Source organism: Actinoplanes oryzae, assembly GCF_030757795.1.
Lineage (GTDB): Bacteria > Actinomycetota > Actinomycetes > Mycobacteriales > Micromonosporaceae > Actinoplanes.
In genome coordinates this window covers 1-19,617 of the sequence record NZ_JAUQWH010000119.1, presented here as the reverse complement: position 1 = coordinate 19,617, position 19,617 = coordinate 1, and the positions used below count along the sequence as shown (strand labels likewise).

Below are 19,617 nucleotides of genomic sequence, written 5' to 3'. Positions count from 1 at the left end.
CCGTCACCGCGCCCTCCGCCCGCTCGTTCCTCCTGTGACGCGTGTGACTGACGTCGGCCGTACGGTTGCATTCCTCGCGAATCGCCAGCACCGTGCGGCCGTTGCGCCGAGTATTGCCTCATGGGTGTCATGGCTTATCCGCTTCGGTACGCACTGGCGGACCTTGCGCTGGCGCTCAGCCGCGCCGCCGAGGACGCCGCCCAGGTCCGCGCCACAGCAGCGCGCGCCGCGGCGGACATGCTCGGCGACGGGGCCGGTGTGCAGCTGCTCGGCGACGACGGGTACTACGAGGAGATCACGTATCTGCACGCGGACGACGAGCTCGCGCTCCCCTACGCGCGGCTGCTCGACCGCGGCGGCGACCTGCCCGAGGACCCGTTCTCCACCAGCCTGGCCGCGAGCCGGCGCCCGGTGGTGCTGGCCGGGGAGGAGGGCGCCCCGATCGACCAGCTGCCGCCGCCGCACCACTCCGCCTACCTGGACCCGGCGCACCTGCCCGAGGTCCACGCCGCCGTGCTGTGCCCGATCATCGTCGACAACACGTACGCGGGCTATCTGATCATGACCCGGGGCCTGCCGGGCGCCGTCTACTCCCCCGCCGAGGTGGAGCTGGCCCGCGACATCGCCGGCGAGCTGTCCCTGGCCCTCTCGTCGGCGCGCGCGCAGGAACGGCTGCGCGCCAGCGAGGAGCGCTACCGGCGGGTGCTGGAGACGATCCCGGAGGGCGTGCTGCAGCTCGACACCGAGGGACGGGCGACGTACGCGAACGAGCCCATCGGCGTCGTCCTCGGCCTCCCCCGGCGGCAGCTCGTCGGCATCTCGCTGCGCGGCTTCCTCGACGACCACGGGCAGGCCGAGCTCACCCGCCGCCTCGCCGAGTGCAAGGCGGGCCGCTCGACGGTCGGCGCGACCCGGCTGCTGCGCGCGGACGGCTCGCACCGCAACGTGCGGATGAGCATGATGCCGCTCGAGGACGAGAACGGCCGCTACAACGGCGTGCTGTGCATGGTCACCGACACGACCGACCACATCGACGCCAAGGGTCTCAAGCGCCAGCTCGACCACCTGCGCCGGCTCGACAGCATGGGCCAGCTCATCGGCGGCATCTCGCACGACTTCAACAACCTGATGACCGTGGTCGCCGGCTCCGCCGACATGATCGCGACCACCACCGCCGAGGGCACCCCGCAGCACCAGATGGCCAAAGACATCCTCGACGCCGTCGCCACCGGCCGCACCCTGACCCACCAGCTGCTCGCCTTCGGCCGGTCCGAGGGAAACCGGCCGGAGATCATCCCGATCCCCGACCTGCTCACCGACGTGCAGAGCCTGTTCAGCCGTACGCTCGGCGAGCGCATCGGCCTCGACCTGGCCTTCAGCCCGGACGTCTGGCCGGTGCGCGGCGAGCGCGGCCCGCTGGAGCAGGCCCTCGTCAACCTCGCCGCCAACGCCCGCGACGCCATGCTGCACGGCGGCATGCTCCGCGTGGCCGCCTCCAACGAGGTCGTCGAGCCCGGGCAGCTCGCCGCCGAGAACGCCCCGGCGGGCAAGATCGTCCACATGGTCATCCAGGACACCGGCGTGGGCATGAGCGAGGAGACCCGCCGCCGCGCCCTGGAGCCCTTCTTCAGCACGCGCCCCACGGCCGCCGGCCTCGGCCTGGCCACCACGGCGGGCATCGTGCAGGGCCTGGGCGGGCACATCGAGCTGGAGTCGCAGCCGCGCATGGGCACGACGGTCCACCTCTACCTGCCGGCGGCCGAGGAGCGTCCCGCCCCGTCGGTCGACCGCCAGGCCACCCCGGCCGTGATCGGCCGGGTCCTGATCGTCGAGGACCAGCCCGAGGTGGCCCAGCTGGTGCAGCGCCTCATCGAGCCGGCCGGCTACGAGATCACGGTCGCGACCGACGCCCTCATGGCGGTGACCCAGGTGGCCGCGGGCGCCCACCCCGACCTGCTCATCACCGACGTCGTCATGCCGACGATGACCGGCCCGGAGCTCGCCGCGGCGCTGCGCACGCACCATCCGGACCTGCCGGTGCTCTACATGTCCGGCTACACGGCCGCCTCCCTGGGCCCGCAGCTGACCCTGGACGCGAACAGCATGCTCGTGGAGAAGCCCTTCACCCGCTCGACCCTGCTCGGGGCGATCCGGGCGCTCTGCGGCCCGCAGCCGGGCCGGCCGTGATCACCAGGCCACCGTGCCGTCGCGGCTGACATAGGTTCCGGTGGGGCCGTCGTCGCCCAGGGTGGCCAGGCGCACGATCGCGTCGGTGCCCTCGGTGACCGTCTGGGTGCCCCGGCCGCCGTTCAGGTCGGTCGCGGTGTAGCCGGGGTCGGCCGCGTTGACCAGGATGCCGGGCAGGGCCCGGGAGTACTTGAGGGTGAGCATCGTCAGGGCGGTCTTGGAGATGGCGTAGACGGGCGGCACGACCTGCCAGTCGAACATGCCGAGTTCGAGAGTGGCCGCGAACGAGCCCACCCGGGACGACACGTTGACGATCCGGGCGTGCCGGGAAGCGCGCAGCAACGGGACGAAGGCATTGGTGACGCGCAGGGCGCCGAGCAGGTTGGCCTCCAGCACCGCGGCGGCCTCCTCGGCGGTGGTCTGCTCCAGCGGCTTCACCACCGTGTTGACCCCGGCGTTGTTGACCAGGACGTCCAGGCGCCCGTGATCCGCGCGTACCCGGGCGGCGGCCGCGTCGACGCCGGCCTGGTCGGTGATGTCCAGCGGCAGCAGCCCGACGCCGAGCTCCTCGGCGGCGATCCGGCCCCGCCCGGGATCGCGCGCGCCGATGAGCACGGTGTGCCCGGCCTCCTTGAGCCGCCGGGCGGTTTCGCGCCCGATGCCCTTGTTGCCACCGGTGACGAGAGTGATCGTTTCCATGCCACCACCCTGCGGCCGGAGGCCCGGGCGAGGAAGGCGACGTGTGTGGGTAGGACTGCCGGCACCACCCTTACGCTGATCACGTGACGGACAGAACGGCCCTGGGCCCGCTGCTGCGAGGTTTCCGCGACCGCTGCGACTTTCCGTTCCCCGGCGCGGTCGCCACCGCCCGGCGGGCCCCAGGTCTGCGCCGCGAGGAGCTGGCGTTGCTGGCCGGCGTCTCCGTGGACTATCTCGTCCAGCTGGAGCAGGGACGCGCCACCCGGCCCTCCGCTCCCGTGATCGCCGCGCTGTCCCGCGCGTTACGCCTCGGCGAGGACGACTCCGCCCTGCTGCACCGCGCCGCCGGTCTGGCGCCCGCCGCCGGCTCCGTGACCCGGGCGGTGCCGGACAGCGTCGAACGGATGGTCACCCGCCTGCGGGAGTGGCCGGTCGCGGTCTACTCGGCGGACTGGTGGCTGCTGCGCTGGAACGACGCCTGGACGGCGCTGCTGGGCGATTCCACCGAGCTGCGGGGCCGGGAGCGCAACGTCGTGTGGTTCGAGATGACGCAGCCCAACCCGCAGGTGTGGGTCGACCCGGACGAGGACGAGAGCTATCGCGACGCGATCGTGGGCGACCTGCGGGTGGCCGCCCTCGAGCACCCGGGCGACGCCGAACTGGCCGACCTGGTCACGGCCCTGCACGAGGTGAGCCCGGAGTTCACCGAGCGCTGGTCCGCCGCCCGGCCCGCCCGCTTCCGGGGCATGCGCAAGCACATCGACCACCCCGGCACCGGGCCCCTCGTCCTGGACGGCGACGTGCTGCAGGCCCCCGGCAGCGACCTGCGCATGGTGGTCTACTCGCCCGCGCCCGGCACGCGGGACGCCGAGCGGCTGGCGCGACTGCTCAGTAGTCGAACGGGTGCTGCTGCTGGGCGGTCGCCATCTGCAGCAGGGCCGCCAGGCGACCGGTGATCTGGCGCGCTTCGAGGTGCAGGCGGGCGACGTTCAGGCGCTCGTCGCCGAGGACGGCCAGCAGCGCCAGGTCGCCGACGGAGTAGACGACGAGGTAGCCGCGCTGGTTGTGGATCGTGCACTCGTGGAAGCCGCCCTGGTCGAGCGCGCTGCCGCAGGTCCGGCTGATGCCGTGGGCACCGGCGGCGAGGGCGGCGAGGTCGTGCGGCTCCTGGTTGCTCAGGGTGTCGTGCAGGATGAGCAGGCCGTCGACGCCGGCGATGACGCAGCCCTGCACGCCGGTCACCTGGTGCCTGAGGCCGGCCAGCTCCTGGCGGACGGCGTTGAACTGCTGCTCCGTGGACGTGCTCTGCACCGGTGTTCTCTTCTCCAGCGTGCGTACGGGGGGTCGGTCGCGCATCACGCCGGGGGACGGCGAGCGGGTGGGCCGTTCAGAGCTGCTTGAGGGAGCCGAGCACGCGCTCGAGCACGGTCTCATCGTTGAGGTAGGGCTGACCGAGCAGGTCGAGCCATGCGGCGGGGGTCGCCGTGGCCGTCACCGCGGCGGGCGGGATCTTGTCCGTCCGCGGTTCGCGGCGGGGCAGCAGCGGTTTCCCTCCCTTGTCCGGTTCCCCGGCGGCTTCCTGCTGGTCCGCGCCCCGATCTTCCTCCGCCGCGGCCTCGGGTTCCAGCCCGGGGGCCGGTTGTTCGCCGATCGGCAACCCGGCGTCGACGGATTCGTCCGGTGCGCCGGTTTCCTCCCCGGGAGGGGCGCCGACCTCGGCCGCGTGCCGGGGCCCGGAGTCTTGCCCGGCGGCCGGAACCTCCTCATCGGCCGGTTCCGCGGCCGCGGCCGGCTCGGGCAGCTCCGGCGGCGGGGACACGGGGGCGGTCGCCCGTACCGTCGGCGCGGCCTCGGCAGGCTCCGCGGCCGATGCCACGTACGCGGCGGTCAGCGTCCGGAAGTCGTGCCGGGCCATCGCGAGGTTGGCCCCCGCCCGGCGCAGCATGAGGTGCGCGACCCGGCCCGCGCCGCCCTCGTCCGGCAGCAGGCGCAGCACGTGGAAGGCGTTGGCGCTGGTGACCAGCACGTCGTCGAGGGCGTCCTCCGCGCTCTGGTCCGCCGCGCCCAGGCGGACCAGGTCGGCCGCGGACCGGCCGACGCCGGCGGCCGCGCGGGCCTGGTCCTCGGTGGGAGTCCGCCCCCACCAGGTGAGGGCGGGGCCGTCCGCGGCGATGAGCGCCACCGCGTACGCGCCCGGGATCCGGAGCGCATCGTCCAGCCTCATAGAACCTCCGCAGCTCACCCGGCGAAGCCGGATTCCAGCTGCTTCATCACGATGCGCGCCTGCGCGGAGACCATGCCGACCTTGACGTCGCGGCGGCAGACGATGACCGCCACGATGTCCTGGTTCGCCTGGCTCCGCAGGAACAGGTGGATCAGGTTGTCGCTGTGCACCAGGATTTCCTGGAAGTAGTGCCTCGTGTCGGTGACTCCGCGGCGAGCCTTGAACATCTCCTCGATCATGGTCACGTTGCGCCCCTGGAAGAGGTCGAACGTGGCCGCGGCGAGGAGGTCGAGCAGCTCACCCGGGTAGTCGTCGAGGGTGTCGACGGCCAGCAGCATCCCCGTCGACATGTCCACGAGACCCGAGGCGATGCAGTCCGGCACGAGGGCCCGGAAATCCGCCACCGCGCTGGTGACGATCTCCGACATGCTGCGGGTGGAACTCGTCATACCTCGAGGTCGGCTTCGATGCGACGGAGCTGGTGACGCGCGAGGCCCAGGTTGGCGCGGTTCTTGTGCAGCGCCAGGTAGAGGAAGAACGCGTCCCCGCTGCGGGAGGACTTGAGCAGGCGGATCAGGTGGTACTGGGTGTCAAGCGTGATGAGGATGTCCTCGATCGAGTCGGTCAGCCCGAGCATCTCCAGCGTGCGCACCTTGGCGCGGACCACGTCGGTGTTGCCGGCCGCGGCGACGTTCATGTCCATGGTCGGGCCGCCGCCCATGACGCCGAGGGTCAGGCCGCTGGTGTAGTCGACCAGCGCGACGCCGACGGCGCCGTCGATGGACATGGCTTCCTTGAGGGACGTTTCGATGTTAGCCACGTGTCCTCCGTGTGCTCATGGCCCCGGCCCGCGGCGCGTGACCTGCGGTGTTGTCGGGCCGGAGCGGTCCGGATCATGCGACGGCCAGCGTGACACAGGTCTGCACCGAATCGCACAGCGCTGCCCGCATACCGCGAGAGATCAACCTGAACATAGGCTAGCCGGTCCCCCGACCGGGGGATGGACAAACGCATCACCCGGCTCAGCCGAATCGACGCAGGTCGCGGGCCATATGTGCCACGGTGCGGCGGCTCGGTGCGCCGTCGCGAGGGGGATCCGGCACCCCTCGCGACCACAGTGGACGACACCCCGGCCGGGGGTGCGGCGCCCCGCACGACCCCCGTCACACCGACCGTCCGGGCCGCCGCGGCGAGCAGGTCACGTCCCGCCCCGGCTGCACCCAAGGTAACCATGATCAACCGGCATTTGTCAACGGAGCGTATGCACCACGAGATACGCCATCCGCACCCTGAACTGGCCGGACGAGGCATTTACGGCGATACGCAAGGCAACTCTGTGTAATGAGATTTGCTCACGTACCGTCACGCGAAGAGCGCACTCACGGATTCCCCGTTGTGGATGCGTCGCATGGCCTCCGCGAGGGCCGGCGCCACGGACAGGACGGTCAGCTTCCCGGTACGCCCGGCATACGGCACGGGCACCGTGTTCGTGCAGACGATCTCCTCGACGTCCTTCTCCTCCGAGAGACGTTCGACCGCACGGGCCGCGAACAGGCCGTGCGTGCACGCAACACGGATACTCCGGACATTTCTCTCGCGCAGCCGGCCGAGCAGCTCGAACACCGTGCTGCCCTTGGCGATCTCGTCGTCCAGGATGATGACGTCCCGGCCGGACACGTCGCCGATGACCGTGCTGATCACCACCTTGTCGTCGGCGTACCGCTGCTTGGCGCCCGCGGCGACCTCGATGCCGAGCATCCGGGCGAAGGCGGCGGCCTCCTTGGCGTTGCCCAGGTCGGGCGAGACCACCACCGAGTTGCTCAGGTCGTAGCCCCGGAAGTGCTGCGCCAGCTCCCGCAGGGCGTGCAGGTGGTCGACGGGGATGCTGAAGAAGCCGTGCACCTGCGGCGAGTGCAGGGTCATGGCGAGGATCCGGTGCGCGCCCGCCGTCTGCAGCAGGTCGGCGACCAGGCGGCCCCCGATGGAGATGCGCGGGGCGTCCTTCTTGTCGCTCCGGGCGTACGCGTAATGCGGCAGCACGACCGTGATGCGTCCCGCGGAGGCCCCCCGCGCGGCGTCGAGCATGAAGAGCAGCTCGACCAGGTTCTCCTGGACGGGCGGCACGAGCGGCTGGATCAGGAACACGTCCCGCTCGCGGCAGTTGCCCTGCAGCTGCACCTCGATGCAGTCGTTCGCGAAGCGGGAGGTCCGGGTGGGCAGGAGGGGCACGCCGAGCTGATCACAGATCTCGGCGGCCAGCTCGGGGTGGGCATTACCGGAGAACACGGCGATGTCGCGCACGGCGCCCACCCTAGACAAGAGCCTCCCGCCACGTCCGGGTGACCAAGGCGTCAGGCGGCCTCGGTGCCGCCGGGGACCAGCGTGACCGACCCGTTCTCGTGGTCCACGGTGAACAGCGTCCCGGGCGGGAAGCTGCCCAGCACCTCCGGCGGCAGCTGCACGGTCCCGTCCCCGGCCACCACGGCGAAGTCCTGCCCGTCGCGCCCCTCGGCCCCCACCCGGCCGTCCCGGATGGTCACCGCCCGCCCCAGCCGCGCGCCGACCTCGTTGTCGTGGGTGACGACGACGATGGTGGTCTGCCGCTCCCGGTTGACGGTCTCCATCGCCTCCAGGACCTCGTCCCGGCCCGCCGTGTCGAGGCGGCTGGTGGGCTCGTCGACGAGCAGCAGCCCCGGCCCCGCGGCGATGCCCACGGCGAGGGCGGCGCGCTGCCGGCCGCCCGGCGTCAGCTCGTCGAGGCGGGCACGGCCCCGGCCGGGGAGACCGACGAGATCGAGGATGCGGTCGGGGTCGTCCAGCTCCACCCCGCGCGTCCGGGCGGCCCGGCGCTGCGCCAGCCAGATGTTGCGGTGCAGCGACGCGTACGGCAGCAGGTTGCGCGCCGCCCCCTGCAGCACGACGCCGATCTCGGTGCCCCGCAGCCGGGACACCTCGTTGTCGCTGAGCTTGCCCATGTCGTACGTGCCGATGTTGATCCGCCCCGCGGACGGCCGCATCATGCCCGCCAGCAGCGAGATGAGCGTCGACTTCCCCGATCCGGACGGCCCGACCAGCGCCATCGTCTCCCCGGGCGCGATCGACAGGTCCACGCCGGCCAGCGCCACGACGTCGCCGGCCTCCGCCCGATAGATGTGCACGACGCGCCGGCAGGCCACCGCAAGACCGTTCATGGCTCGTCAATCTAGCCCACGATCACGTGGCGATGGTCACGCCCGAGCCGCAATCCGGCGCCTCATCCCAGCCGCAGACTCTGGTCCCCGAACGTGGCCACGACCTCGAGCCGGCCGCCGAGCGCGGCGATGTAGTTCTTGAGAGTGCCCAGCTCGGCGGCGTCGACGTCGCCGTTCTCGATAGCGGAGACCCGCGCCTGGGACACGTGCATGCGCTCGGCGACCTGGGTCTGGGTCATGTCGAGCTGCCGACGCATCTCGGCCAGCCGGGCTGCCCGCACCTCGGCGAGCATGCGCTGCTCGTGCGCCGCGACCCGGTCCCGATCCAGATTCGCCTCGGCGCGCACCTCACGCCAGTTCCGACCAGTCATCAACGTTGCCTTTCCGTCTCGTCGAGATGCGCCTTGTACCGAGCATCAGCGATCGGGATGTTCGCGCTGTACCAACGATTCCAGGAGCCGGCCTTGTCACCCGCCACCAGCAGGACAGCACGCCGGACAGGATCGAAGGCGAAAAGGATGCGTACCTCGGTCGATCCAGCGGAACCGGGCCGCAATTCCTTCATGTGGTGGTAGTTCGAATTCTCGATCCGCTTGACCAGAGGCGCTCCAAGAGTCGGCCCCTCCCTCTCGAGGACGTTGATGGCGGCCTCGACCAGTTCAGCGCTGTCCGGGTCGGTCTTGGCGAGGTCGAGGAACCAGGCATCAACCTCCCCGACGAGAATGACTTCCCAGCCCATCTCTGAAATATAACGCTGGAGTTCTAGGGGCGCCAGGGCCGTCCCTTACCTGGCGATCAGCACGGTCGCGGCGATGGTGATGTCGGAGTTGAGGGAGTTGGCGATGTAGCACTCCTGGTGCGCCTGCTCGACCAGCTCGTGGATCAGCTCCTCGGAGGCGCCGGCGGCCACCTCGATCACCGGGCGCAGCGTGATCGTCTCGATGCGGGCCTTGCGCAGGTCGGCGCTCAGGTGGCCGGTCGCGTCGTCGGTGTAGCGGACCACGTCGACGTGCTTGCGCGCGGCCAGCGACAGGAAGGACAGCAGCTGGCACGAGCTGGCGGCTAGCACGACGAGCTGTTCGGGGTTGAGCAGGGCGGCGTCGCCGCGGAAGTGCGGGTCGGCGCTCAGGGTCAGCGACGCGGTGGCGGGCGGGGCGGTGGCGCGGTGCTCCCTGCCGTACGCCCGATAGCCCGCGCCCGTCGATCCGTCCCACTCCAGCCGGGTCTCGTGCGCGAGTTGCTCCCCAGAAACAGCCATGGGCAGAACAGTAGGCGCTACCGGACGAGTACCGCTGTCCCGTCGGCGAGGTGCAGCTCGTGGTCGCAGGCCGCCGCGGCCTCCGGGTCGTGGGTGGCGAAGACGACGGCAGCGCCCCGGGCCGCCTCGGCGCGGAGCAGGTCGATGACCTTCTGGCGGTTGGCCGCGTCCAGTTCGCTGGTGATCTCGTCGGCCAGCAGCACGTCGCCGCGCAGGGCGAGCCCGCGGGCGATCGCCGTGCGCTGCTGCTGCCCGCCGGAGAGTTCCTCGACCAGCTGTCCCGCCTGTCCCGCCAGGCCGAGCCGGTCCAGGGACCCGGCCGTGGTGCGGCGGGCCTCGGCCGGGTCGGCGCCGGTCGCCATCATGGCGACCGAGACGTTCTCCGCGGCGGTGAGGATGGTGGCGAGGGCGTTCTCCTGCGGGATGAGGACGACCCCGAGTGCCACCCCGCGGTCCCGGTCGGGCAGGTCGGACCCGTCCACCAGCACCCGGCCGGACCGGGGGCGCAGCACGCCCGCCATCGCGGCCAGCAGTGTCGTCTTGCCGGCGCCGGAGGTGCCCGTCACGGCCAGCAGCTCCCCCGGCCGGGCGGCGGCCGTGACCCCGCGCAGCACCGGTTCCCCGGTGGCGTACCCCAGGTCCGCGTTCTCGATCGTCAGTGTCCGCATCACAGTCCTTGTCGGGAGATCCGCCGGCCCGCCACGACGGCCACGCCGGTCAGCAGCACCAGCACCACCAGGGCCACGGCGACCACCTGCCACCAGTGCGGCCAGATCGGCAGCGGCAAGGGCGGCGGCTTCAGGCCGGCCAGCGGCAGCGTCCGGCCGGTGAGGTTGTAGCCGAGCAGGCCCGCGCCGGTCCCGGCCGGGACCGCCACGAGCACGAGCATCGGGTACGCCCACAGGCCCGCCCGCCGCGCGACCCGCGCGCCGAGCCCCTGCAGCCGCAGCGCGGTCAGGTCCTCCGCCTGTCGCGGCCGGTCCACGGCGGCGGCCAGCAGCAGCGCCCCGGCGCCGAGCAGCACCGCGAGGATCGTCGCCAGCACGTAGAACCACAGGGAGATGGCCGGGCCCTGCCGGGCGAGCTGGGCGCGCACCTCGGTGGCCCGGACGTTGCCGGCCACCGTCAGGCCCTGGGTGGACAGCCGGTCGATCACGTCCGCGGGAGCGCCCGCGGTGAGCCACACCTCGGGACGGTCCACCGCCTGTTCGACGGCGGACGCGCGGTCGGCGTACTCGAGGTCGGTCATCCAGGCGAAGAGGCCCAGTCGCGGAATGCTGTGCAGGTCCACGGCGCGGGCGACCGGGTGCTGCTGGCCGTCGAGGCCGGTGATCCGGTCGCCGGCCCGGCCCGCGATCGCGGCGGGCACGGTCTGCGGATTGTCGGCCGGTTGCAGCAGGACGCCGCTCTGGCTGAGCCCGTTCGGCGCGGAGACGTCGAGGACCAGGCCCTTCGGGCTGCCGGACAGGGTGCCGTCGGCGGACACGCGCCAGCCGGCGGGATCGGCGAGCCGGCCGGCGGGCAGCGCCGCCGCGACCGGGTTGATGCTGCCGACCGAGGTCACGACGAGGTGGGCGGTGACGTTGCCGGTGACGGCCGCCTGCACCTGGATGCCGTCGAGGCGGCACCCCTCGGCGCACAGCTCGGTGCGCTGCGTGTAGTCCTTTTCGCCCGCGCGGATGGTCCCGAGGTCGAGCAGGGTCGAGTCGCCGCCACGCAGGGAGCTGACCGCCACCTGCAGCCCCAGCATCCGCCCGCCGGAGGGCAGGTTGCTCGCGTCGACCCGCAGCGACACGTCCCGGCCCGGGATCACGACCGGCTCCTGCGGCGCGGCGGGGCGCAGGGCGCGCGCGACCTCGTCCGCCTGCGGTCCGCCGCCCGGCCACGTCGCCACCGTGGCCAGCCGTGCGCTGTCGACCACCAGGCCGGCCGGTTCGCCGTTGTGGTTGGCCTCCGTCCGGACGACGGCCATCGCGAACCGCCCCTCCGGGTCGACCGCCCGCACGGCGCTCAGCAGCTTCCACGGCGAGACGGCGGTGACCGTCAGCACCCGGTCGGCGCCGGTGCCCTGCTCGGCGATGACGTCCTGGTCGCGCAGCCCGGACCCGATCGCGCAGGTGACGTACGCCGCCACCCCGGAGACCGCCACGAGCAGCGCCAGCAGGCTCGTGGCGCCGGGGCGGCGGGCGAGCTGGAGGCCGGCCAGCGCGACGTCCGTGCGGCCCCGGCGCAGCGCCCGGGCGGCGACGCGGGCGGCCACCGGGATCAGGATCCGGGCGACCAGGAGCGCGGCGGCGAAGATGACCAGGCCCGCGGCGAAGACCCCGGCGCCCTCGGGGATGCCGGAGAGCGAGAGCTGGACGGTCGTGACCGCGGCGAGCAGCACGGCCAGGATCTCCAGGACCGGGGCCCGGCGGCCGGCGCCGGTGACCCGCCGCAGCAGGACGGCGACCGGGGCGAAGAGCTGCCGGCGGAGGGCGAGCAGGGCCGCTGCCAGGGCGGCGAGGGCGGCCGGGGCGGCGTACACGAGGGAGCCGAAGCCCGCGGCGGCGCCGACGCCGGGGAAGAGCACCGCGGCCATGAGGTTGATCAGCAGCTGGCCGGCGAGGCAGCCGGCCAGCGCGCCGGCGACGACCGCGACGAGGTTCTCGCCCGTCGCCAGCAGCAGGCGCTCCCACCGGCGCACGCCGCGCAGCGCGATGACGGCGAGCTCGGGCCGGCGCGCCTCGGCGCCGTAGCCGGCCGCCAGGAAGATGACGAAGCAGGAGAGCACGATCAGCGGCACCGCGACGACCGGCACGATGAGCCGGGCGGTGGCCCGGCCGTCGTCGATGCGGCTCAGCAGGTCCGGCAGGCCGGTGTTCACGCCGACGCTCGCGCCCAGGTTGGCGATCATCTTGTCCAGGGTGACCAGGGCGGCGCGGAGATCGTCCAGCCGGTCGACGTCGAGCGCGCCCGGGCCGGCGCTGCTGTCCACGGACTTCGAGGCGAACTTGTGGTCCATCGCGGCCACCGTGGCCCCGGGCGTGAAGACCGGTTCGCCGGGACGGTTGCCCGGCGTCGTGGCGAAGTAGCCGTGACCGCCCCAGTACGTCGCCCCCGGCGCCGGCACCGTGTAGGTCCCGGCGACGAGCATGGTCAGCGGCGTGCCGGCCTCGAGGTACATCAGGAGGGCCGGGTCCTTGCTGTACTCGGCGTACGCCAGGGTGACGCTGTCCCCGGCCGTCAGCCCGAGCCGCTCGGCGGTGCTCGCCCCGAGCACGATCTCGCCGGACGCCGACGCGCACCGGCCGGTGACGATCGTCAGGTGCGCACAGAAGTCCTGCCGGAAGACGAGCCGCGACGCGCGCACGGTGTCCGGCTCGATGCCGACCGCCGGGTACTCCGCGGCGTACACCTGGGTGAAGCCGGGCAGGTCCGCCAGGGCCGGGCCGAGGTCGGCGAAGGAGACCCCGCGCCCGCCGGCGGACTCCGCGTCGTTCTCCGTCCGGGTCAGGGCGAGGCCGCGCTCGGTGGCGGTCGCCGTGCCGACCTGCCCGGCGGCCACCGCCCGGTCGGCCGCGCGCAGATAAGCGGGGGCTGCCACGGCGGCGGCGACGGCGAGCATGGACAGCAGCGCCATGGCGACGGCTTGAGCGCGGCGGCGCAGGAGCATCGCCAGGATCAGGGCGGTCATCGGCGGCCCTCCCGCAGAGCCCGGTGCAGCGGCAGCAGCGACAGGCCGCCGGTGACGGTCAGCACCAGCAGGCACACGGCGCCGGTGCCGAGCAGGGCCGCGGCGCTCAGCGCGCCCGGCGGCGGCACCACGCTCCAGCTGTCGGTGAACATCGGTGTGTCGGTCCGGGCCAGCGGCCGGGCGAGCAGCGCGGCGGCCAGGCCCGCGAGGACGCCGGTCAGCACCAGCGCGACGCCGGCGGCATAGCCGACGACCACGGCGGACCGGGCGCTCAGGCCCTGCACCCGCAGGGCGCGCAGCTGGTCGAGGTGCGGGCCGCGGTCGGACGCCGTGGCGACGGCGACAGCGGCGGCGGCCAGCAGCACCCCGGCCGCGGCGGCGATCAGCGCGAAGCGGGCGGCCTGGGCGACGCCCTGCTCCGCCAGCTGCCCGGCCTCGGCCGTCACCGAGGTGTCGCCGGTGACGGTCAGGCCGGCCCGCTGCAGAGCGGGCACCAGGCCGGCGGGGGCGCCGGGCGACAGCCACACCTGCGAGATCCCCCGGGAGGCGGCGGAGGCGCCGATCCGGCGGGCCGTCCCGAGGTCGGTGAGCACGCCGCTGCCGCCCACCACGGGCAGCGCGCTCGCTCGCCCGGCGACGCGTACGGGGACGACCGAGTCGGCCAGCGAGCTGACCGACGGGTCCTCGAACAGCCACTCCCTCGGCGGCGTCCCGGCCAGCAGCACCGGTACGGGCAGCGTGCTGTCCACGACGGACACCCGGCCGCCCTTCGGCTGGTCGTCGGCGGCCGCGACGGTGAGCGTCACGGTCAGGGCTCCGGGTGCGGCGCTGAGGGCGGTCGGCGTACCGGTGAAGTCGCCGCGCCACCGGCGTGCGTCGCCGAGCGCCGCCGCGTCGAGGACGTCCTGGTCGGGGTCCTGCTGGCGCAGCCCGAGCAGGGTCACCTTGCGCAGCTCCGGCGGCGGGTCGGCGGCGGCCGTGTCGCTGGGCGGCGCGACCGCGGGCTTATAGCGGGCGACCTCCCAGCGCGTCAGCCGGCAGCCCGGCGCCTCCGCACAGCCCCGCACCCGTACGGTCAGGGTGTGCGTGCCCCGCGGCAGCGTCGCGCCTTCCGTGATGACCGCCCCCGTCGCCTCCTGCTGCACGGTGACCAGGAAGCGGACCGTCTTCGCACCGTCGTTGCGCACCCGGGCGGTCAGGGTGTCCCCCGTGATCGCGGGCGCGGCCGGGACGTCGGTGCTCAACGACCGCGCCAGGGTGGCCACGTCGCCGTACTCGGGCCGCCAGTTCGCCACCGCGCCGAGCCTTTCGCTGTCCACCGCGACGAGGGGCGGCACGGCGGCGGGGTCGCTCACGACAGCCATGGCATCCCGGCCGCCCGGGTCGGCGGTCCGGACCGCGTCGAGCAGCGCCGTGGCGTTCGCGGCGGTGACGGTCAGCACCCGCGCCGCGCCCACCTCCACCTCGGCGCGGTCGGTGCGGGCCTGCCGGCCGGCCGACCACAGCCCCCCGGCCGTGACGAACAGGGCGACGGCGACGGTGACGAGCGCGAACACGCGGTCGGTGCCGGGCTGGCGGGAGATGCGTACGGCGGTCAGGCCCAGCCGCAGCCGCCCGCCGCGCAGGGCGACCGCCCCGGCGGCGTCGGCGGCCCGGCTCAGCAGCCGCGCCAGCAGCAGCGCCACGGCCAGGGCGACCAGACCCGGGGCGACCAGCGCGAGGCCACGGCCCGGGTCGCCGGTGCGGGTCTGGTAGACGGCCGCCACGGCGATCGCCAGCAGGGCCAGGTCGAACACGTCGGCCCGCCACGAGCGGCGGCGGTCCGGGACGCGGCGCAGCAGTTGCGCGACGGGCAGCCGCAACGTCATCAGCTCGACGGCGGCCAGGGTCAGCAGGCCGCCGAGCAGGACCGCGGCGGCGCCGAGAGCGGAGGCCACGAGCACCGACGTACGCTCGGCCGCCTCGACCGGCCCGACCAGCGCCCAGGCGAGGGCCACACCGAGCGGGACGCCGAGCAGGGTGCCGCCGAGCAGCGGCACGAGGTGCTGGCCGAAGGCGAGTCCCAGGATCCGCCGGCGCCGGCTGCCCCGCAGCTTGAGCAGTGCCGCGTCGGCCCGGCGCTCGCGGCCGGTGTACCGCCCGGCCAGCCCCATGGCGAACCAGCTCAGCACCAGGACCTGCACCAGCGCGACGAGCACGCCGTCGCGGACGAGGGTGCGGTCGGCGGCGATCGTCTGCAGCAGCGGGCCGGTCGGGTCGATCAGCCGCATCTCGGACGCGTCGTTGGCCGCCCGGGCCGCGTTCGCCAGCACGGCGGCCAGGTCGCCCTCCTCGCCGCGCAGGAGGGCGCGGGGCAGCTCGACGTCGTACATGAACCGGGGCTCGCGGATCAGCGGGTCGGCGAAGGTCTCCAGCACCGTGAACACCGGGTCCAGCCGCTGCTCGGTGCCGAAGGGCCGGTTGCCCCAGTACGGCCCGGCCGGGTCCACGACGTCGTAGGTGGCCGTCACCCGCAGCGGGAGCGGGTCGGACGACGGGGTGACGCCGACGTCGATCGTCGAGCCCACGGCCAGGCGCAGCACCCGGGCCAGGTCCGCGCTCACGGCGACGTCGCCGGCGCGTTCCGGACAGGTGCCGGTGAGCGTGGCGTGGCCGCAGAAGTCGTCGCGGTAGGCCAGTGCCACCGCCTCGTTCGCGCCGCCCGTCAGCACCGTCTCGTCGGCTGCCACGCCCCGCACCGGCGCGGGGCCGCCGGCCGGCAGGGCGAGCACCCGCTCGGCGGCGTCGGCGAACGCGGCCAGGGAGTCCGCGGGATCATCTATGGCGCCCGTCTGGCGTACGGACACCACCCGCTGGTCCGCCGGGGCGTGCTCGACATCGGACACCGCGGCGGCCGAGGCGCCGGCGATGGCGTACCAGGGACCGGCGACCGCCACGGCGGCTGCCAGCGCGGTCAGGATCAGCACGGTCAGCGCCTGGGCCGCCCGGGCACGCACCGCCTGCAGAACCAACGCCAGCATCCGGCCTCCCCGCACCTACCCGGTCCCCGGGCAGAGTAGCGGTGAAGATCACAACCAGCCGCGCCGCTTCAGATACCAATACAGCAACACTCCCGAAACAACGATGACGATCGAGCTGACCACGAAGCCGCCGGTCGTCTCGTAGCCCCAGTAGGGCACGTTCTGTCCGAAATAGCCGGTCACCGCGGTCGGCACGGCGATGATCGCGGCCCAGGCCGCCAGCTTGCGGGTCGTCACGTTCAGGTTGTTGCTCTGCTCGTTGAGATCGGCGTCGAGCAGCCCGTTGATCCGGTCGCGGGCCTGGTCGAGCGTCTCGGTCGCGCGCCGGGCGTGGTCGTCGACGTCCCGGTAGTACGGCTTCAGCCCGTCGACGACCAGGTCCAGCTCCAGGCGCAGCAGCGTCGAGATGACGTCCGGCATCGGCGCGACCGAGCGGCGCAGGTGGACCAGGGCCTTGCGCAGGCCGAAGCCGTACATGCGGACGGGCCGGGGCGCGCCGCCCTCCTCGAGCATCGCGTCCTCGGTCTTGTCCATCGCCTCGTCCAGCGCGCGGGCGCCGGCGAACTGCCCGTCCACGACCACGTCGAGCAGCCCGTAGACCAGGAAGGAGACGCCGTGCTTGGCCAGCTCGGGCTCCTCGTCCCAGCGCCGCAGCACCGGGCCGAGGTCGCCGGCGGACTTGCGGACCGTGATGAACGCCTGCTCGGTGATGAAGGCGCTGATCTCCTGCTTCTCCGACACGGGGGTGGGACCGTCGGTGCGGACGCTCACGGCGTACACGTTCATGAAGAGGTGGTTGCGGTAGCGGTCGAGCTTGGGGCGCTGGTGGTCGTGGACGGCGTCCTCCACCGCGAGCGGGTGCAGGCCGAACATCGGCGCGATCAGCTGCAGGTCGAGCTCGTCGGGGTCGAGCAGGTCGAGCCACAGCGCCGCGTGCCGGTGCTTCGCCAGGAGCTGCGGGATCTCCTCGAAGCCGAAGTTCTCGGCGACGACCTTGCCGTCCTCGTAGAGGCGGGACATGGTCGGGCATTTCAGGCGCTGTGGCTCGGTCACTCCTGGACTCTAAATCCTCAGCTGTGCGTGATCGTCAGCGCATAGAACTTCACTTTCGCGCCGTTGGTGGTGCTCTCGGAGGAGGACTGGTTGTACGAGCCCGCCTTGAAGTACTGCTTGTACGGGTTGAACGACGACGGGATGGCGTACCTCGTCCGCGACCCGTTGACGGTCAGGTTGATCGTGTTCCCGGTGACATTGATGACGTACGTCCACCGCACGCCCAGGGCCACGTTGCCGACCTTGTGCAGCGTCTGCCCGCCGGCCGGCGAGTTCTCCGTGCCGAGATAGATGTCGCCGTTGGGCCGGTAGTAGAGCTCGAGCAGCGGCTTGGTCGACGAGCCGCCCGAGCCGAGGTGCACCTGGCCGACGGCGACGTTCTTGGTGACCTGGGGAATGCGCAGGTCCACGCTGAGCGTGTGGTTGCCGGCGAGCGGCCAGTCGGCGGCCGTCCCGTTCGCGTTCATCTCGCGCAGCTCGGAGCGGGCGTAGTTGGAGTTCGGCGTGGTCACGCCCTTCTCCGGCGCCCAGAAGGTCATCGAGCCGTCGTTGGAGTCGGTCCAGAAGTACGCCGGGTTGCTGTAGCCGCTCGCGCCCTTGAGCTGGGACGGCGGGATGGTCGTCGGCGCGCCGGGCGAGCCGATGGGCAGCTGCAGGGACCAGACCGAGAGGTTGAAGTTGCCGCCGGGCGACACCGCCGGGTCGAGCGCCGCCGCGTGGGCGCTCATCGTGCCGGTGATGCCGAGACCGCCGGTGACGGCGACGGCGCTGAGCAGGGCGAGAAGCTGGGTACGGCGTTTCATGCCGGGCCTCCGCGGGATCGGGGATGGTTGCTGCCGCGCCGGTGGGGGCCGGGCGACGCCCCCCATCTCATCAACGTCCACCTCTTCAATCAAGTCTTGATTTGAGGATAGGTTGACGCTTCAAGTTCTGCGCGTCATGCTCGGGTGGTGAACAACCGACCGGCGGCCGCGTACGACGCCTTTCTCCCCGATGCTCTGGCACGCGCCCGCACCCAGCGCGCCTGGACGCCCGCCGACGGCCCGATGCCGGCGATGTACCTGAGCCACGGCGCGCCGCCGCTGTTCGACGACGGCCCGTGGCTGCGCCAGCTGTCGGACTGGGCGCAGTCGCTGCCCAAGCCGAAGAGCATCCTCATCGTCTCGGCGCACTGGGAGACCGCGCCGCTGCTGCTGTCGGCGGGCACGGCCGGCACGCCGCTGGTCTACGACTTCGGCGGCTTCGACAGGCGTTACTACGAGATGACGTACGCCACCCCGGACGCCTCCGCCCTGGCCCGCCGGGTGGCCGCGGCGATGCCCGACTCCGAGCCGGTCCACCAGCACCCGCGGCGCGGGCTCGACCACGGCGCCTGGGTGCCGCTGATGGCCATGTACCCGCTGGCCGACGTGCCCGTCCTGCAGATGAGCATGCCCACGCACGACCCGGACCGGCTGCTCGCGCTCGGCGCCCGCCTGCGGTCGCTGCGCGAGGAGGGCGTGCTCGTGATCGGCTCGGGCTTCATGGTCCACGGGCTGCCCTTCCTCACCCGCGACATGGTCCAGCACGGCGCCGTGCCCGCCTGGTCCGCGGACTTCGACGCGTGGGCCGCCGACGCCCTGGCCCGCGGCGACCTCGACGAACTGGCCGCCTACCAACACCGGGCGCCCGGGATGCCCTACGCCCACCCGACCCCGGACCACTACACGCCGCTCTTCATCGCCCTGGGATCGGCGGCCGATCCGACGGCCCCGGTCCGCACGGCCATCGAGGGCTACATGCTCGGCTTCTCGAAGCGCTCCTTCCAGACCGTCGGCTGACGTCCGCCGCTCCCCGCCGCGCGCTCCCCGCCCCACGCCGCGCTCACCGCCCCACGCTGTGCGCTCACCGCTTCCCGCCGTGCGCTCACCGCTTCCCGCCGTGCGCTCACCGCTTCATGCCGTGCGCTCCCCACACACGGCGTGTTGCGCGCTTCACGCCGTCTGCTGCTGGCTCCACGCGGTGTGGCGGGCGCGCAGCACCTGCGGGGTGAGATCGGGCCGGCCCAGCTCGCGGTAGTTGCCGGTCCAGCTCTCGACGTCCCGGTGCGCATTGGCCAGCGCGAACCGGTCCCACGCCGGCACGTCCGGCACCCGCACCCCGGCCGCGGCCTCGTAGCCGGCCAGGAACTCGTCGGCCACGCCCGCCCCGAACAGCAGCACCAGGTCGAGCCGGCACCACCCCACGTCGAACCCGCGCGGGGCGGCGCAGGCGCCGGACCAGTCGACGATCCCGCTGAGCCGTTCGCCCTCCCAGAGCACATTGCCGCA

19 protein-coding genes are annotated in these 19,617 nt (G+C 73.1%); 3 read left to right on the top strand and 16 right to left on the bottom strand.

What is annotated here, in order from left to right; translation table 11 throughout:
- The first annotated feature begins 120 nt into the window (after positions 1–120).
- Positions 121–2,187 (top strand): hybrid sensor histidine kinase/response regulator, encoded by a 2,067-nt coding sequence (locus tag RBH18_RS30615; RefSeq protein WP_372339015.1) that lies wholly within the window; start codon positions 121–123, stop codon positions 2,185–2,187.
- On the opposite strand, the gene RBH18_RS30610 is transcribed toward RBH18_RS30615, so the two are convergent.
- Complete coding sequence (locus RBH18_RS30610; protein ID WP_306213932.1) at positions 2,188–2,886, bottom strand: SDR family NAD(P)-dependent oxidoreductase; 699 nt, start codon at positions 2,884–2,886, stop codon at positions 2,188–2,190. It lies immediately after the preceding gene.
- A gap of 83 nt (positions 2,887–2,969) precedes the next feature.
- On the opposite strand from RBH18_RS30610, the gene RBH18_RS30605 reads away from it, so the two are divergent.
- Positions 2,970–3,842 carry a helix-turn-helix domain-containing protein gene (locus RBH18_RS30605; RefSeq protein WP_306213931.1) on the top strand — a complete coding sequence of 291 codons (873 nt, stop codon included), beginning with the start codon at positions 2,970–2,972 and terminating at the stop codon, positions 3,840–3,842.
- On the opposite strand, the gene RBH18_RS30600 is transcribed toward RBH18_RS30605, so the two are convergent.
- The 14 genes from RBH18_RS30600 to RBH18_RS30535 form a co-directional block, all read right to left on the bottom strand.
- Positions 3,775–4,242, bottom strand: coding sequence for a roadblock/LC7 domain-containing protein (locus RBH18_RS30600; RefSeq protein WP_306213930.1), 468 nt, complete (start codon positions 4,240–4,242; stop codon positions 3,775–3,777). The genes RBH18_RS30605 and RBH18_RS30600 overlap by 68 nt on opposite strands.
- Before the next feature lie 31 nt (positions 4,243–4,273).
- Positions 4,274–5,110, bottom strand: coding sequence for a hypothetical protein (locus RBH18_RS30595; RefSeq protein WP_306213929.1), 837 nt, complete (start codon positions 5,108–5,110; stop codon positions 4,274–4,276).
- 14 nt (positions 5,111–5,124) lie between these two features.
- Positions 5,125–5,559, bottom strand: coding sequence for a hypothetical protein (locus tag RBH18_RS30590; protein WP_306213928.1), 435 nt, complete (start codon positions 5,557–5,559; stop codon positions 5,125–5,127).
- Positions 5,556–5,930: a hypothetical protein gene (locus RBH18_RS30585; protein ID WP_305782354.1), complete on the bottom strand. Its 375-nt coding sequence runs from the start codon at positions 5,928–5,930 to the stop codon at positions 5,556–5,558. The genes RBH18_RS30590 and RBH18_RS30585 overlap by 4 nt, the downstream gene beginning before the upstream one ends.
- 542 nt (positions 5,931–6,472) lie before the next feature.
- Complete coding sequence (locus RBH18_RS30580) at positions 6,473–7,411, bottom strand: ribose-phosphate diphosphokinase (RefSeq protein ID WP_306213927.1); 939 nt, start codon at positions 7,409–7,411, stop codon at positions 6,473–6,475.
- Between the two features lie 50 nt (positions 7,412–7,461).
- A complete protein-coding gene (locus tag RBH18_RS30575) occupies positions 7,462–8,301 on the bottom strand; it encodes an ABC transporter ATP-binding protein (protein WP_306213926.1) in 840 nt (279 codons plus the stop codon).
- Between the two features lie 62 nt (positions 8,302–8,363).
- Complete coding sequence (locus tag RBH18_RS30570) at positions 8,364–8,672, bottom strand: helix-turn-helix domain-containing protein (RefSeq protein ID WP_306213925.1); 309 nt, start codon at positions 8,670–8,672, stop codon at positions 8,364–8,366.
- The gene (locus RBH18_RS30565) at positions 8,672–9,040 is read right to left on the bottom strand and encodes a type II toxin-antitoxin system RelE/ParE family toxin (RefSeq protein WP_306213924.1); all 369 of its coding nucleotides are present in this window, start codon (positions 9,038–9,040) and stop codon (positions 8,672–8,674) included. Before RBH18_RS30565 ends, RBH18_RS30570 begins: the two co-directional genes overlap by 1 nt.
- Before the next feature lie 45 nt (positions 9,041–9,085).
- Positions 9,086–9,559, bottom strand: a complete 474-nt coding sequence (locus RBH18_RS30560; protein ID WP_306213923.1) for an OsmC family protein — start codon at positions 9,557–9,559, stop codon at positions 9,086–9,088.
- A 17-nt stretch (positions 9,560–9,576) separates the two neighbouring features.
- A complete protein-coding gene (locus tag RBH18_RS30555; RefSeq protein WP_306213922.1) occupies positions 9,577–10,227 on the bottom strand; it encodes an ABC transporter ATP-binding protein in 651 nt (216 codons plus the stop codon).
- Entirely contained in the window at positions 10,227–13,235 is a 3,009-nt protein-coding gene (locus RBH18_RS30550) for an FtsX-like permease family protein (protein WP_306213921.1), read from the bottom strand. The genes RBH18_RS30555 and RBH18_RS30550 overlap by 1 nt, the downstream gene beginning before the upstream one ends.
- A complete protein-coding gene (locus RBH18_RS30545) occupies positions 13,232–16,255 on the bottom strand; it encodes an FtsX-like permease family protein (RefSeq protein ID WP_306213920.1) in 3,024 nt (1,007 codons plus the stop codon). The genes RBH18_RS30550 and RBH18_RS30545 overlap by 4 nt, the downstream gene beginning before the upstream one ends.
- Before the next feature lie 48 nt (positions 16,256–16,303).
- Positions 16,304–17,308 carry a magnesium transporter CorA family protein gene (locus tag RBH18_RS30540; protein ID WP_306213919.1) on the bottom strand — a complete coding sequence of 335 codons (1,005 nt, stop codon included), beginning with the start codon at positions 17,306–17,308 and terminating at the stop codon, positions 16,304–16,306.
- 17 nt (positions 17,309–17,325) lie between these two features.
- Entirely contained in the window at positions 17,326–18,111 is a 786-nt protein-coding gene (locus RBH18_RS30535; protein ID WP_306213918.1) for a polysaccharide lyase family 7 protein, read from the bottom strand.
- A gap of 147 nt (positions 18,112–18,258) precedes the next feature.
- On the opposite strand from RBH18_RS30535, the gene RBH18_RS30530 reads away from it, so the two are divergent.
- Positions 18,259–19,128 carry a dioxygenase family protein gene (locus RBH18_RS30530; protein ID WP_306213917.1) on the top strand — a complete coding sequence of 290 codons (870 nt, stop codon included), beginning with the start codon at positions 18,259–18,261 and terminating at the stop codon, positions 19,126–19,128.
- Between the two features lie 153 nt (positions 19,129–19,281).
- On the opposite strand, the gene RBH18_RS30525 is transcribed toward RBH18_RS30530, so the two are convergent.
- On the bottom strand, positions 19,282–19,617 hold a 336-nt coding region (locus tag RBH18_RS30525; RefSeq protein WP_306213916.1), incomplete at its 5' end, for a phosphotransferase.